This is a genomic window from Winogradskyella aurantiaca (assembly GCF_003362725.1).
In the GTDB taxonomy this organism is placed as follows: domain Bacteria; phylum Bacteroidota; class Bacteroidia; order Flavobacteriales; family Flavobacteriaceae; genus Winogradskyella_A; species Winogradskyella_A aurantiaca.
The window spans coordinates 173,531-189,460 of record NZ_QKTV01000007.1 but is presented as its reverse complement, the minus strand read 5'-3'; the positions used below and the strand labels follow the sequence as shown (position 1 = coordinate 189,460).

The 15,930-nt window shown below is 36.1% G+C and carries 11 protein-coding genes and 1 other RNA gene; 5 read left to right on the top strand and 7 right to left on the bottom strand.

Annotated elements, in window-relative coordinates; translation table 11 throughout:
* The coding region (locus DN064_RS12345) for an HYR-like domain-containing protein (RefSeq protein ID WP_157962314.1) at positions 1 to 6,046 on the bottom strand (6,046 nt) is incomplete at its 3' end.
* Positions 6,047 to 6,362: 316 nt separating this feature from the next.
* On the opposite strand from DN064_RS12345, the gene DN064_RS12340 reads away from it, so the two are divergent.
* The 4 genes from DN064_RS12340 (at position 6,363) to DN064_RS12325 (ending at position 10,440) form a co-directional block, all read left to right on the top strand.
* Complete coding sequence (locus tag DN064_RS12340; RefSeq protein WP_115462967.1) at positions 6,363 to 6,860, top strand: SixA phosphatase family protein; 498 nt, start codon at positions 6,363 to 6,365, stop codon at positions 6,858 to 6,860.
* The gene (gene ppk1 / locus DN064_RS12335) at positions 6,847 to 8,907 is read left to right on the top strand and encodes a polyphosphate kinase 1 (protein ID WP_115462966.1); all 2,061 of its coding nucleotides are present in this window, start codon (positions 6,847 to 6,849) and stop codon (positions 8,905 to 8,907) included. Before DN064_RS12340 ends, ppk1 begins: the two co-directional genes overlap by 14 nt.
* A complete protein-coding gene (locus DN064_RS12330) occupies positions 8,907 to 9,812 on the top strand; it encodes a Ppx/GppA phosphatase family protein (protein ID WP_115462965.1) in 906 nt (301 codons plus the stop codon). The genes ppk1 and DN064_RS12330 overlap by 1 nt, the downstream gene beginning before the upstream one ends.
* A gap of 97 nt (positions 9,813 to 9,909) precedes the next feature.
* Positions 9,910 to 10,440 carry a porin family protein gene (locus tag DN064_RS12325; protein WP_115462964.1) on the top strand — a complete coding sequence of 177 codons (531 nt, stop codon included), beginning with the start codon at positions 9,910 to 9,912 and terminating at the stop codon, positions 10,438 to 10,440.
* Positions 10,441 to 10,468: 28 nt separating this feature from the next.
* Here DN064_RS12325 and miaE read toward each other — a convergent pair whose 3' ends face one another.
* From miaE to dnaX, 3 genes are read right to left on the bottom strand one after another with little or no spacing between them, the layout of a single operon-like run.
* A complete protein-coding gene (miaE, locus tag DN064_RS12320; RefSeq protein WP_115462963.1) occupies positions 10,469 to 11,050 on the bottom strand; it encodes a tRNA-(ms[2]io[6]A)-hydroxylase in 582 nt (193 codons plus the stop codon).
* Between the two features lie 2 nt (positions 11,051 to 11,052).
* Positions 11,053 to 11,586 carry a hypothetical protein gene (locus DN064_RS12315; RefSeq protein WP_157962313.1) on the bottom strand — a complete coding sequence of 178 codons (534 nt, stop codon included), beginning with the start codon at positions 11,584 to 11,586 and terminating at the stop codon, positions 11,053 to 11,055.
* A gap of 43 nt (positions 11,587 to 11,629) precedes the next feature.
* Complete coding sequence (gene dnaX, locus DN064_RS12310) at positions 11,630 to 13,357, bottom strand: DNA polymerase III subunit gamma/tau (protein WP_115462961.1); 1,728 nt, start codon at positions 13,355 to 13,357, stop codon at positions 11,630 to 11,632.
* A 154-nt stretch (positions 13,358 to 13,511) separates the two neighbouring features.
* Between dnaX and rnpB the strand changes: the two genes are divergently transcribed.
* Positions 13,512 to 13,819: RNase P RNA component class A (rnpB, locus tag DN064_RS12305), an RNA gene on the top strand.
* Here the strand turns inward: rnpB and DN064_RS12300 are convergent.
* From DN064_RS12300 to DN064_RS12290, 3 genes are read right to left on the bottom strand one after another with little or no spacing between them, the layout of a single operon-like run.
* Positions 13,818 to 14,354 (bottom strand): RsmD family RNA methyltransferase, encoded by a 537-nt coding sequence (locus tag DN064_RS12300; protein ID WP_115462960.1) that lies wholly within the window; start codon positions 14,352 to 14,354, stop codon positions 13,818 to 13,820. The genes rnpB and DN064_RS12300 overlap by 2 nt on opposite strands.
* The gene (locus tag DN064_RS12295; protein WP_115462959.1) at positions 14,355 to 15,155 is read right to left on the bottom strand and encodes a DUF3822 family protein; all 801 of its coding nucleotides are present in this window, start codon (positions 15,153 to 15,155) and stop codon (positions 14,355 to 14,357) included.
* A gap of 5 nt (positions 15,156 to 15,160) precedes the next feature.
* Positions 15,161 to 15,889, bottom strand: coding sequence for a hypothetical protein (locus DN064_RS12290; RefSeq protein WP_232827490.1), 729 nt, complete (start codon positions 15,887 to 15,889; stop codon positions 15,161 to 15,163).
* Between the last annotated feature and the right edge of the window lie 41 nt (positions 15,890 to 15,930).

Sequence of the window (15,930 nt, the reverse complement as noted above, 5' to 3'; positions counted from 1 at the left end):
AAAGCTGAACTTCAATTACAAACCCACAATCCTCAATACCACTTACTCTAAAGACATCATTAAGACCATCGCCATTGGCTGTTACAGTCTTTGAGATAATCACATCTTCTGCACCACAAGAAAGAACTCGACAGTCTTCCACAAAGATTGCTAGATTCGTGTTGATGGCGCAACTTCCACCTAATTCGGTGTAGTTGAATATGAATTGCGTGTCTTGTTCAATTGATTCGGTAGTGAAGGTACTACCAACTAATAAGCTTGGATCTCCTTGAACAACAGTCCATTCACCAGTTCCTTCATAATCACCCGTTAGGAAAGAGAATAAATCATAAGGTCCTTCCGTATTACAGATTCTGCTATCCAATCCTCCAACAGGACTTTCATTAGTTACATTTACAGTTTGGGTATAAACTGCCTCATTTCCACAGGTATCGGTAACAGTCCAGGTTCTTATAATTTGATAATCTTCAAAATCTGGTTGCTGAGTGTTTTCTTCAGTAAAGGTAACATCCATAACTTCAGAACAAGCATCCGCAAATTCTAAATCTGGTGTCTCTGGAATAGCATCACAACTCGCTTCAATCTCTGGCTCAAAATCACCAATTATTTCAGGTGCTGTCGTATCAATCACAGTTAATATTTGCGTATGACTTGTTGAATTACCACAAGTATCAAAAGCGGTCCAGGTGCGCTCTAATAAATACTCACCTTCGCAACTTCCTGGCGTAGAGAACTCAACAAAACTAACTATCGCTTCTCCACAGTTGTCTGTGGCTGTCAAGTCTTCTGGGTTTGGTACATCTGTACATTCAACCGTGGTATCTGTTGGTAAATCTCCATCAAATACAGGTGGTGTTGTATCTGTTACTCTTATAGACTGGGTATGGATAGTTACATTGTTGCATGCATCAGTTGCAGTCCATGTTCTTACAAGGGTGTAATCGTTACAATCTCCAATATTTGGAGGTCCATCAGTACCACAGCCTGAAGCCATATCTCCATTATCAAGGTTAAATGGTTGTCCATCAAGGAATACCGGTAGAGATCCTAAAGACTGAGCATTTTCATCTATAATTTCAAAGGAATTGGATCCATTATAAGACAAGTAGAAATTACCATCTTCAGTGAGCGACATACCACTTACACTATTTGGTATAGATCCTATAAGGCTGGCAGTTCCATTTTCAATTAAATACAGGTCATTACCAGACCTTGTAGTTAAGTATAATTTTCCATCCTTAAATTCCATATCTGCACCATTAACAGGAACATCAGTAGCATAGTCTACATAAGAACCGTTATTAGGATCTACTTCAACAATCCTATTTTGATTGGATGAACCTAAGTATACTTTACCGTTGTAATAAGTACCACTAGCAATATTGCTTAGTCCATCATTTAATTGAATGAATCCTAAAGAATTTCCAGTTGAAGGATCAATTCTTTCTATAGATTGGCCGTTACTCACTAAACCATATAAGATGTTGTTCTCACCATCATAAGCCAAATGGGCGTTATAATTTCGGGATGTCACTAATTCTAAATTGGCCACTCCATTCTCCACAACGAATTTGTAGAACTGAGAGGTGCTACCTGATTTAACATAGTAGGATCTATAGGTACATTCGTCGCTGGATTCAGAATCCTCGTCTTCATAAACTATTTCCTCCTCGAAGGTTACTTGAGCATCTCCACAATTATCTGTCGCTGTTAGGACTTCTGGTTCAGGAATCATTTCGCATTCCACTTCAATATCCTGAGGTAAAGCTTCTACAAATTCAGGACTTGTTGTATCTCTTACTTCCACATTTTGACTGATGGAAGTAGTATTACCACAAGCGTCAGTGGCGGTCCATGTTCGTATTAAGGTGTAATTATTATCGCAATCTCCATCAATACGCTCTTCGCTAAAACTAACGGTAGCTTCACTACAGTCGTCTGTAGCGGTTAATTCAATCGGTTCTGGAACCATATCACATTCGACTGTAATGTCATTTGGTAAACAAACAACACCATCATCAGTATCAGACACAATACTTATTGTATCCATTAGATTCCCTACTGAATTTGATGATCCTGATAATGCCTGGAATAAGATAACTGTGTTAGTCTGTCCTTCTGGGACCGAATAATTGACAACATTCTGTTTCCATCCATCTTCCGTGCTAACGGAATAATCACTAATCATAACAAGTTCAGATAAACTAGCTCCCATCATTAAGCGCATGTCATCAGTGACGCTTGATCCGGGTCTTTTCTTATGATAAAAGGTAATTGTAAGGTTACTACCTGGCTCAGTTGCAAATGATTGGTACAAATCATCAAGGTTTTTACCATTCAATTCAAAATGATAATTACCGCTATGGGACTCCACTCCGTTAATCTGACCAGATCTTTGTATCTCAATTGTACCATGATTTTTAGTGGTACTCCATCCTTCAACTTGATCTTGAGGTAATTGTTGAAAGCCTTGAGAGAACGGATTAGATTCAAATTCACCGTTAATGACTAGGTTAGTACAAGTTGCATCTTCAATACCTTCAAATACCGGTGGAGTTGTATCAATTACAGTTATTGTCTGTGTATGAGTCGTTGTGTTACCACAATCGTCACTTGCTATCCAAGTTCTTGTAATCACCTCTTCACCGTCACAAGCACCAGCTTCTGTTGTTTCTTCAAATTCTACTGTCGCCTCTCCGCAATTATCAATTGCAGTTAGAGTAGGGGCGTCAGGTACGGCATCACACTCAGCTGTTTCATCCCCAGGTAGTTCTCCTTCAAATATTGGCGCTTCATTATCTTCAATTATTATGGTCTGGTCGAATGTTGAAGAATTCCCACAAGAATCTGTAAAACTCCATGTTCTTGCAATAACAGCTTCATTGGCACATTCTCCAGGGGTTACAACCTCAGTATAATCTCCTTGAATTTCACCATCACAATTATCAACTGCTGAATACGATAAATTCAATTCTTCGTCACAGCTGACAGTAACAATTGCTGGAATATCTTCCATAACGGGTGATGTTGTATCCTGAACCGCAATGGTTTGTGAGTGAGTATTGGTGTTACCACAAGCATCCGTTGCCGTCCATCGGCGAACAAGTGTATAGTTATTAGGGCAATCACCATCTACTTTTGATTCAACGAGGGTGACAGTTGCATCACCGCAATTATCAATTGCTTCAATTACTGAAGGATCAGGTATATTATCACATTCTACTGTTATATCTTGTGGAAGATCACCAATAAACTCAGGTGCCTCCTCATCTTTAATTACTATGGTTTGCTCATATCTGGAAGCATTACCACAAGAATCAGTAAAACTCCAGGTTCTGCTTATAACATAGTCATTTTCACATTCACCAGGTACAATAGTATCTTCAAATTCCCCTTGAATTTCACCGTCACAGTTATCTATGGCTGTATAGTATAATTCAACTGTTTCATCACATTCTAAGGTGATTATATTTGGTATCTCACCGTCTACGACTGGTGCTTTTGTGTCTTGTACTGTTACATTTTGTGTATGACTAGCTGTGTTTCCACAAGCATCGGTTGCAGTCCATGTTCTAACAATTGTGTAGTTATTTGGACAATCTCCTTCAATAGTTGTTTCTTCGTAGTCAATAACTACATCACTACAATTATCGGTAGCTTGAAGAAGTGGTGCTTCAGGTACTTCATTACATTCAACTACGATATCTTGAGGCAGACAGGTTGAATCTGAATCAGATGATATACTTATGTTATCTAGATAATTTCCACTAGAAGAATTTCTACTCGATAGAGATTTAAACATTAAAACTGACGATGTCTGGTCGGCTGGAACAGCATAGTTCACAGAGTTCTTAGTCCATGAATCGAGTTCAGAAGGCGTAAATTCTCCCAAACTAGTTAAATTGTTCAAGTCCTTACCTATAAAAACCTCTAATTTATTTTCTTGAGCAGTTGTATTAGGTCCTTTTCTATGAAAGAAATCAATTGTAATATTCGAACCAGGTTCGGTTTCAATAACTTGATAAATATCACTAGCAATGGTAGTGTTTAACCCAATACAATAAGTACCACTTTGCGCCTGAATGTCTGCATTTGTCCTTACGACTCTTATAAACTTATTTGACGCGTTAGACCACCCAGGTACTTGTTCTTGAAGAATAAGTAGAGAAGAATTATTAAATGTATTGTCCTCAAAGTCCTTATTAGTTAAATTGACTCCACAGTCTGTATCTGATAAAACAAATTCAGGTGCCGTTTCATCCTTTACTACAATTGTTTGTTCATATCTGGAAGCATTACCACACGAATCAGTGAAACTCCAGGATCTGCTAATCACATAATCGTTAGGACAAGTTCCAGGAACTATGGTGTCCTCAAATTGTCCTAGTACTTCGCCGTCGCAGTTATCAGTTGCTGTATAACTTAGAGTAATATCTTGATCACATTCAACAGTAATAATGGGAACAAAACCATCATCAATAACAGGTGCTATTGTATCAACAACTTTGATAGTCTGTCTTGCAGACACTTGATTTCCGCAGTTATCTGTCAATGTGAATGTTCTTAAAACTTCAGTGCCACAAGCATCTGTTGATGATTCAAAATCGACATATGTGATACTAACAATATCATCAGGAGCATAGTTGTAATCAGGATTTGAATCGAATACATTTTTGATATCCCTAGACGCTATTTCCGAGAAATCAAAAACTGCTACATCAGATGTGATATCTGAAGTATCACAACCTTCAATAGTTATCTCGGCTGGTACATCGATAGTAGGTTGATTAATGTCTGTATTTGTTGGGTCGTTTATTTGAGCTGTATTTGGATCGTTGGAAGAAACGGCATCATCCAAATTAGTTAACCCAATTAATGCTTGATTTGACAGTGTTGTTTCTGAATAGTCGCAACCAATAAAAACATCAATTTTAAAACTTGCAGAGCCAAGAGCTATATTATCAATATTCAAGTTCGCAGCATTCTGTTGATCTGTAGATCCTGTAATAACAATATTATTGGTTATGTCGTATGGCTCCGATGAAAAAACTAAACCAGAGGGAAGAATATCTTGAAAAACAACGTCGTTGATGAGACGTCCTGTCCTGTTATATACAGTAAAAGTATAAGTAATTGTGCTGTTCAGTGAAATTTCTGAAGGGCCTGCTTTATCCAATGCAATGGTGAAGGGGCAGGATGCACCATCATTAGTAGAAACACTTAAACTTGTAGTAATTGGTGTAACCCCACCAGTGTCTAAATTAATATCAACTAAAGACTCTTGAGAATTACCTTGAGGTCCTATGGTAGTATTATCACCATAACCAATGAGTTGTCCGGTGGGTAGAAAATACAGAGCACCAAAAATACTGAAGTCACTAGTATTTGCTGCCGGGCCAACTGTTGTCGTAGTTTGATTAGCAGTATCAGCAATATTTAGTTGTCTTCTATTTTGATCCCATCCGTAAAGCCTCCCATTATTTGGATTTATTGCTAAATCAGAGGCTACGAAGTTAACGTTCATCAAACGTGTAGATGTAAGATTATTAATGTCAATCTCAAAGATTTTCTTGGACCCACCTGAAACATAGTAGCGTCCATCGTAATTAAATACACCTGCCTGATTATTACCACTGATATCACCAGTAATATTTCCTAAATATGAAACCTTCCCAGTAGCAGTCATTTTATATAGCTGATAAGGGGATTTGGCATTTATAAAGTAGAATTGTCTATCGATAGGGTTGACTCCGAGTGAATTAACATTAACAGATCTTGGAACTGCAATATCATCTGGTCCGTCCGATACTGACAGATTGGCTATGAAAGTAAACTGCCCTGATATTGGATTTATTCTATAAAGAATGAAATCATTTCTGGATCCTTCACCAGGTCTATTACTTTTTAATTTAACCGTTTGGTAATACGCACCAAGGTCGCATTCAACCAGCTCATCTGGGGACTGTGCCCAAGCAAAAGAAAAGAACAAGCTTAATAATATTGCTAGCCCTAATTTTTGTGTTCTAGTATTTGAAATGTCTTTCATAGAACCAATAATTTAAAACAAAGTAGATCGAAGGATTTTCCTCTTATACTATGTTGTGCTTTGTGTAAAAATGTTAAAATTCAATTGAATACAAGATTCAATCATACTAAAAAACAGGAGGGAGGTTGGCTCATGTATTAAGCCGTCAAAGGATTGATTAATATATTTTAGACTTGGGGTCATTTCCATAACTTTACCAACAAATCACGTTTATAAGTGTTCTGTGGGCAAATTTTAATGTTCATGGGCGAAAATAATCGTTAAAACGGACATATGCAACATTTTATCGAATTAATTTGCTTTTTATCGATGATTCATGAGAGAACTTATTTTAATTAGACACGCTAAATCCTCCTGGGAATTTGATGTTCCCGATATTGATAGGCCCATTAAATCAAGAGGTTACAAGGATATTCATCTTGTTTCAGAATCTTTTAAGTCCACTAATTATCAGCCAGATTTAATTGCTTGTAGTCCTGCTAAGCGCACTCGACAAACTGCTGAAATATTTGTAAATCAAGGAATAACAGGTGATTCCAAGATTAAAATAGTGGATGAGTTATATGATTTTTCAGGAGGAAATGTGGTGAATTTTGTTAAATCGTTATCAAATAATCATGAAAAGGTGATAATTTTTGGACATAACCATGCCTTTACTTCAATTTCAAATATCTTTGGGAGTGCTTATATAAAAAACTTGCCTACAGCAGGATTGGTTCATATTAAATTTGACATATCTAAATGGAGTAATCTGCGAAAAGGTGAAACAATATTGACTATTTTCCCAAGAGATTTAAAGAATGACAAAAGATAAAAACACCTATGTGAATAGGGAGTTGAGTTGGTTGCAATTCAATGCTCGTGTTCTGCAAGAGGCAGCTGACGATTCCGTGCCTTTGATCGAGAGATTGCGATTTCTGGGTATTTTCTCAAATAACCTTGATGAATTTTTCAAGGTACGTTATGCAACAATAAAACGCATTATCCAGGCCGGAAAAGGGGGAAGAAGTCAGCTTGGTGGTATTAGAGCTAATGAGTTACTTGAAGCTATTACAGAAATTGTAATTAAGCAACAAAGTGAGAGTTTAAAGATTCTTGGACAAATTGAGGCAGAATTGGAATCTGAAAACATTTTTGTACTTAAAGAACATCAAATCAGTGAGGGACAGAAAAAATTTATTAGAGATTATTTTTATAGTGAGGTCAGTCCGGCCTTGGTAACTATAGTTTTGAGTGATGAAGTAGACCTTCCCTTATTAAAAGATAGTGCAGCTTATCTTGCCGTTAAGATGAATCTAAGTACTGGATTAAAGCAATTTGCATTAATAGAGATTTCAAAATCAATGAACCGGTTTGTTGTTCTGCCGAGTGAAGGTGAAAAGAACTACATTATAATGATTGATGATCTACTTCGCTATTGTCTGAAAGACATTTTCAATATTTTCGATTTCACCAATATAACGGCTCATATGATCAAGATCACTAGAGATGGAGAGCTTGATTTTGACAGTGACTTGAGTAAAAGTTTTCTCAGTAAAATATCGGATAGTGTTAAGGATCGTCAAATTGGTGAACCAGTGCGTTTTGTCTATGATAAAACCATAGCTGAAGATACCTTGAGCTACTTGATGGATAAAATGGGGATTGATTCTACAGATAGTGTGATTCCTGGTGGGCGGTACCATAATAGGAGAGATTATATGAAGTTTCCCAGTCTTGGTCGAACCGATTTGTTATACAATAAGATAACCCCATTAGAAGTTAAAGGGTTGAGTTTGAAGAGCAGTATTTTTGAGGCCATTGGTGAAAAGGACTTTTTAGTGCATACCCCTTATCAAACCTTTGCTTATGTTGTTAAGTTCTTGCGTGAAGCGGCTATTGATCCTTCGATTAAAACTATAAAAATTACAATCTATCGTTTAGCGGAGATTTCACATGTAGCAAGTTCCTTGATTAATGCAGCGAAAAATGGTAAACGAGTAACTGTATCAATAGAATTGCAAGCTAGATTTGATGAGGAGGCAAATATTAAGTATGCTCAGCAAATGCAAGATGAAGGTGTTGAAATGCTGTTTGGAGTTCCCGGTTTAAAGGTACATTGTAAAATGTGCCTTGTAGAACGAGAGGAACAAGGTAAAATGGTGCGTTATGGTTTTGTGAGCACGGGAAATTTTAATGAGTCTACAGCAAAAATATATACTGATTTTACGTTACTGACTTCAAATCAAAAGATTCTAAAGGATGTCGATAAGGTTTTTAACTTTTTTAATGTTAATTATGTTATCAATAGGTATAAACATTTGATAGTATCTCCTCATTACACTCGTAGTAAGATCTATAAGTTAATTGATCAGGAAATAGAGAATGCCAAGGCAGGATTACCAGCATTTTTAAAAATTAAAATGAATAGTATTAGCAATTATGCTATGGTTGATAAACTCTATGAGGCAAGTAGGGCAGGTGTTAAAATACAGATGATTGTACGTGGTATATGTTGTTTGATACCGGGAATTCAGGGTATGAGCGAAAATATCGAGGTAATAAGTATTGTCGATAAGTTTTTAGAGCATACCCGTTTATTTATTTTTGGAAATAATAATAATCCCAAGGTATTTATTTCTAGTGCAGATTGGATGACTAGAAACATAGATAATAGAGTAGAGGTTACCTGCCCCATTTATGATGAAGACATTAAAAGAGAGTTGCAGGATATATTTGAGATTAGTTGGAATGACAATACTAAGGCGAGATTTGTCAATTCTCAAACTGAGAATTTATATAAAACTAATGATCAAAAAGCATCACGATCTCAATTTGCAATGTACAACTATTATCTTCAACAATTGAATTCATCAGATTAATGTTAAACATTCGAAAATTTGCAGCAATTGATATAGGTTCTAACGCAGTTAGATTGTTAGTAAGTAACATTATTGAAGAACACGGTCAGGATGTTATTTTTAAAAAAAACGCATTAGTTAGAGTGCCAATCAGACTAGGTGCTGATGTATTTACTACAGGCACTATTTCAAATTATAATAAAAAACGTATGATAGATACCATGACAGCATTTAAGTTGTTAATGTCTGCTCATGGCGTTGAACAATACAAGGCGTGTGCCACTTCGGCTATGCGAGAGGCCGCTAATGGATCTGAGCTAGTTTTGGAAGTAAAAGAAAAGGCAGGCTTGAGTATTGATATTATTGATGGTGATGTCGAAGCTACTATTATTGCTGAAACGGATCTCCACACTTTTATTGATCCAAATAAATCTTATCTATATGTTGATGTTGGAGGTGGGAGTACAGAATTTACTGTGATACATAATGCTAATAAAATAGTATCCAGATCCTTTAAAATCGGAACAGTTCGTTTATTGAATAATATGGTGAGTGACGATATTTGGAATTCTCTTCATCAATGGATTCAAGAACATACTGAGCAGTATGACAAAATTGAGCTTATAGGGTCTGGAGGAAACATTAATAAGATCTTTAAAATTTCTGGTAAGGATCTCGGTAAACCATTAACTTATTTTTATTTGATAAGCTATTACCAGCAACTTCAGGAATATACTTATGAAGAGCGAATTACAAAGCTTAATTTAAACCAGGATCGGGCCGATGTGATTATTCCGGCAACCAGAATTTATTTATCTGCCATGAAATGGAGTGGGGCAAAGCATATCTTTGTTCCCAAAATTGGCTTATCAGACGGCATCATTAAAAGTATATTCTTTAACAAGGTTGATAGTAATAAACTCTAGGTTTTATGCCGTTTATCCTAAAAAATCTTACCCAAATCTATTATTTGGCAGGTAATATTCTAGAAAACATATATTCGAGTACTCAAATCAATGAATTATGAAAAAAATAGTACTATTTATGGTTATTGGCCTTGTGTTTTTAATAACACAAGCTCAGGAAACAATGTATGGTGTGCGTGGCGGAGCGGTTTTTTCCAGTCTTAGTTTTGACAATGCGGTCAACTTTGAGAATGATGGAAGAGTTGGTGCTTTTTTTGGTGGTTTTGTCGATTGGCGCGTATCAGACAGTTTCTCAATCATGACAGAAGCCCAATTTTCGGCAGAAGGAGCCAAAGATAAACCTTATAGACTTGGGTTTATTCAACTACCAGTCCAATTAAGGTATCAAATTGGTGAAATCATCAAAATTGGTGCAGGTCCTGAGTTCTCTTTTGTAACCTGGACTAATCAGGATGCCTTTACACGGTATATGATCTCTGCTCTAGGAAGTGTAGAAGTTATGTTAACTGACATGATATTTTTAGATGCCAGATACAACCATGGCATTACAAATATTTTAAAATCAGAGATTATGGATAATGAGGCTTATAACCGCAGTTTTCAACTCGGAATTGGCCTGAAACTCTAGGTTTAACGTAGATATAGAAACCTTTGAATTAGCCGTGAACAGTTTGTTTACGGCTTAATTTTTGCATTATCTCAGCCTCATAGTTTAAAAGAGCCTGCCACTTGGTGTTGACCTCTTCTTCATTTCCATATTTTCTAGCAAATCTCAAAAACATGGTATAGTGCCCTGCTTCACTAATCATCAATTTTCTGTAGAATTTGGCCAATTTTTTGTCTTCAAGGTTCTCCGATAACAGTCTAAACCGTTCACAACTACGTGCCTCTATTAAAGCTGCGTAAAGTAATCGGTGAACTAATTGGGTTGTCCTGCTTCCTCCTTTAGGAAAGAACTTAAGAAGATCTATAACATAGTCGTCTTTTCTGTCTCTACCTAAAACCCAACCACGCTCTTTGATTAAGTCATGCACCATTTTAAAGTGACTCATTTCTTCTTGAACCAAATCATTCATTTCGTCTACCAGCTCTGTATATTCAGGAAAGCTAACAATTAAGGAAATAGCAGTACTGGCGGCTTTTTGTTCACAAAATGCATGGTCAGTTAGTATGTCTTCTATGTTTTTTTCAACGATATTGACCCATCGTGGGTCTGTTGGAAGTTTTAATCCTAACATGATTAAAGGTTATTAGACTCTGTAATGATTATCGCTTTTCGTGATAAGCTTAGTCGCAATTCAGAAGTTTTATCTGTTTCGGGAAGGTGATAAAGTAAATCAAAAATCACTGCTTCAGATGTGGATTCTAAGTAGTTGACATTCAAAGCCTTCAAGACCATCTCATTTGAAAACAACCTATAATTTGTATGAGATTCCCGTACCAAATAATTAATACGCTCTTTAGTAAAATGCTCTTTTATAAACTCACCTGTGTCCGTTTCGAGTTTGATCTCAATCTTAAAATTTCTGTAATGCTTTTGAAAGTTAACAGTATCCTTGATTTTAGTAAGGGTAACATCATTTTCCAAATCTGGAACTGTCTTTATAAGTATGCGATAACCATTATCTAAAATTGTATCATTATAACTCTCAAAATATTCACTTGGGAAGTATTCATCAACCTCAATGGGAACTTCTTGTTGAAATTCTACAATGGCTTCTTTCAGCGCTTGTTGACTGGATTTACGTCCATCGCAACTGCTAATTACCATCATAATTGTAATTGGCAGGAGAAATAACCTTATTGAAACCCAAAATTTATACATCCAATCCAAATGTTTTTTTTAATAGTTCAATATTAGGGTTTTTTTCTTTTAATTTTTCATATTTCTCTTGGGGGGTAAAGGCGTACTTAGTTGCAACTTCTTCATTTACCGAAATATCCAGGTTTAGGTCATAGTTTTCAAGGGCCTTTCGTAGATAACCTAATAAAGAATATTGTGCCTTCTCTAATTCAATTTTATTGGTGCTGTTGGAATAGGTTAGCTTAATATTTGATTCATCGAGCACTGGTGTCTCCATACCCATAATAGAAGCCAGAATACGCTCACCCTTATCTTGTAATTTATTGGAATAATTATTCCATTCTTTAACTAAAGCTTCTTGTGAAACTGGCTTTTTTGGAAGGCTATCTTCATCAATAACAACATCCATCTGTTTAATTTGATGTTGCTTCTTTTTTCTAATACTTTTTAGAGATAAACCAGAAACTGCAGCTGCTGGCTTTTTAATGTTTACTACTGGTGCTGGCTCATCAACCTCATGAACAACAGTGTCCTTAACTGGTGCTTGAATGCTATTTGTAGAAACCAACTCGTTTGTAGCCACAATTGGTGGACTTTCATCAATTGACTCAGATTCAATCGTCTTTGGTGTTTGATTGACAAACTGGGGTGGGATTATATACCGTTGGTCATTTTTTTTTTCTCCATTGACGTCAATGGAGGCTAATTGCATTAAAGCTAATTCAACTAGAAGTCTTTGGTTTTTAGTAGACTTATAATTAAGATCACACTCATTAGATAATCTAATATATTCCAGCAACAGAGGTATACTAATTTTTTGAGCTTGTATTTGGTAGGTTGCTTTAGTGTCTTCTCCAACCTCCAGTAGTGGTATGGTGGAACTGTCTTTACATACCAGAAGGTCTCTGAAGTGAGCGGTCAGCCCAGTAATGTAGTGATGCCCATCAAATCCTTTGGACAGAACATCATTGAATTGAATTAATAATTCGGGAATATTACGATCTATAATTAGGTCTGTACTCTTAAAAAAGGTTTCATAATCCAATACGTTCAAATTCTCTGTAACGGCTTGTCTGGTCAATTGACTACCTGAGAAACTCACGACTCTGTCAAATATAGATAAGGCATCTCGCATGGCACCATCAGCCTTTTGGGCTATGATGTGTAAAGCATCATCTTCTGCTTTTACACCTTGATTTTCGGCTATATATTTTAAATACTCCTTAGCATCTTTAACAGTAATTCGTTTAAAATCAAATATCTGACAACGCGATAAAATCGTTGGAATAATTTTGTGTTTCTCTGTAGTGGCAAGAATAAAAATACAATGTTTTGGCGGCTCTTCTAAAGTCTTTAAAAAAGCATTAAAAGCTGCTGTTGAGAGCATGTGTACCTCATCAATAATATAGACTTTAAACTTTCCAACCTGAGGAGGAATGCGCACCTGATCTGTCAGATTCCTGATATCATCGACCGAATTGTTTGAAGCAGCATCCAATTCAAAAATATTAAACGCAAAATCTTCATCCGGTGCTGTTGAATCATCACTATTAATCATTTTGGCCAAAATCCTTGCGCAGGTAGTTTTACCAACGCCTCTAGGCCCGGTAAATAGCAGAGCTTGCGCTAGATGATTGTTATCAATAGCATTAATGAGTGTGTTGGTTATTGCCTGTTGTCCAACAACATCTTTAAAAGTTTGAGGTCTGTATTTTCTAGCTGATACTATAAAGTGCTCCAAGGCCTTGGCTAATCTTGAGATATGACTTCTACAAATTTAAAAAGTTGAAACCAAAAGCTTTATTAAATGCAGTCTTTTTATTAACAAGAAAACCAAGAATGTTTATTAATAGCGATGCCCTATACCAGCCGTACTTATTTTTCTATTTTTGCATGGAGCAGACTGGTCTATCGCTTTGTTTTTAAAACAGAGAGGAAAGTCCGGACACCAAAGTGCAGCATAGTGGTTAATGGCCACCAGCCGTGAGGTTAGGAAAAGTGCAACAGAAAGAATGTACAGGTAATGCTGTAGTGAAATCAGGTAAACTCTATGTGGTGCAATGTCATGTATACCAGCGTATGAGTGCGGCACGTGCCATGCTGGAGGGTAGGCAGCTAAAGCTATTTAGTAATAAATAGTTCAGATAAATGATAGACATGGGAACTCCCATTACAGAATTCGGCTTATAGGTCTGCTCTTTTTATTTAAAAAAGCTGAAACAGTTACCTCCGTATTTCTTTTGCATTTGGAAGCCTTCTACATGCGATAAGGAGGTGTGTTTAGAGTGCTCTACAATACAGAGACCTTCCTCAGACAATAGCTGTTTATCTCTTATAGATGTTACTAATCTTTCAAAATGAGACAAATCTATATCGTATGGGGGATCAGCAAATATGATATCATAGCGTTGTTTATTAAGAGCATCTAAAAAAGCAAACACGTCAGCTTTAATTGTTTTAATACCTAGATCAAATTCCAAGCTTACTTCGTTGATAAATTTGATACAAGGATAATGCCTATCAACAGCAGTAATATCAGTGCAACCTCTTGAGGCAAATTCAAAGGCTATATTACCAGTGCCAGAGAAAAGATCAAGAACCTCTAATTCGTCTAGATAGTAGCGGTTTTCAAGGATATTAAACAAAGCCTCCTTAGCCATATCGGTGGTAGGTCTTACCGGTAAGTTCTTGGGCGCCATTAAACGTCTTCCTTTAAGTTTTCCTGAAATAATACGCATTTAGTGGCAGTTTAGAAGAACAAAATATTTGTTCAGGTCTTCATTGGAAACTTGAAATTGTTTTAAATCTAAATGATCTGAAAGAAATTCAATATTTCGAACGTAAGAATACAAATGCTCGAAATTCTCGTCCTTTGTATCAATCCTCCCAGACAAGAATACTCGATTGATCTCTGGGTCAAGATTTAATTGTTCGAAGGTGAAGAGGACATAATACAAAAAATCATCTTTGGAATAGTATTCGTGAACATTGCTTAACAGGAATGTGTTTTTTTTTAAAACCAGAATTTCAAAAGAATCTTGACTCAGATTAATATAGAACGTCGGCTCGTCATAAGATAGCTCTGATTGAAAAATAGACTCAATAAACGCAGTAGTTGTATGCTTGTATGTAAACTGCCCAAAGGTGTCAAAGATGTAATTATTAATATTTACGAAGGGTACATAAACATTAGTAATTCCAAGAGTGTCTAGTACGTCATGTGAAATATAGTCGGACTTAAGTATTTTAGAATTGAATTTCAGATAGTCTGCACTAGAATTCTCGTTGAAAAGTATATTGGGAACTAAGGTGCTTAGTTCGTTCTGGTGAATTACTATAACCTCTTGGAAATCTTGAGAGAAAACTGCTTTGGAGCTGAGCTCTTCTTTTAAATAGGGTAGAATTTCATGAGGCGATAGAGTTTTATTAAAATCTATATCATGTAGGTGATCAACCGTATTGGCTTGATAGTCTTTGATACAAAAAGAAAGTCCATTCAAATTTATTTGAATGGACAATACTTTATTATTTTGTTTCAAACTAGTTAGTCTTTTTTAGTGGTATAGTTTTTAGGCCAGTTTCCAACTGTTTTAATTTCTTCCATAGAACCAACCTTCAGATTTGGGCCATTAACACCATCTACAGAAACCACCTGCTTTTCATTGGCAATAAGATTTGGATCCTCACCTTCTAATACAACAGCTTTATCTACACTGGCTTCAAATACAGGAATATCATCTAAGGAACCCGCCTTTAATTCAAATTCAGCCCCGGCTTTACCAATGCCTACTTTACTCATATTTTTATAATCTCTGGTGCCAAATAAAGAATCCTTTACAGAATAATAACCTAAGGTGTCAATAACCACCATGGTGGCTTCAGTTTCAACTCCACCATAACGTTTGGTTAATTCCTCATCAATGTAAGTTGAATCGCGACGCTGTGTTATGGCAACTTGAGCGGTATCAATAAAACGCACAAGACTATCGAAGGTGCCAGCATATCGCCCAGTTACTTCCTTGTGTGCAAGTTGAGCATCTCTAACATCAATTAATCTTTCAATAACAACTTGGTAACGCTCTTTTTTAAGTTGGTTAAACTGAATCTCCCCGTAGACAGACCAGAATGTTATGTAGGCTAGATAAATAATCAACCCCCAAAGACCAATATTAATTAATGGCTTTATTTTTTTAGGTACAAATTTATCTATCAACCATACAATTCCTATGGTTAATAAAATAATAGCAACAACTGCAATGATAACTGTTAACATAGTTAGTTTATTAAATTAGGTCAGTGACAAATCTACAATTT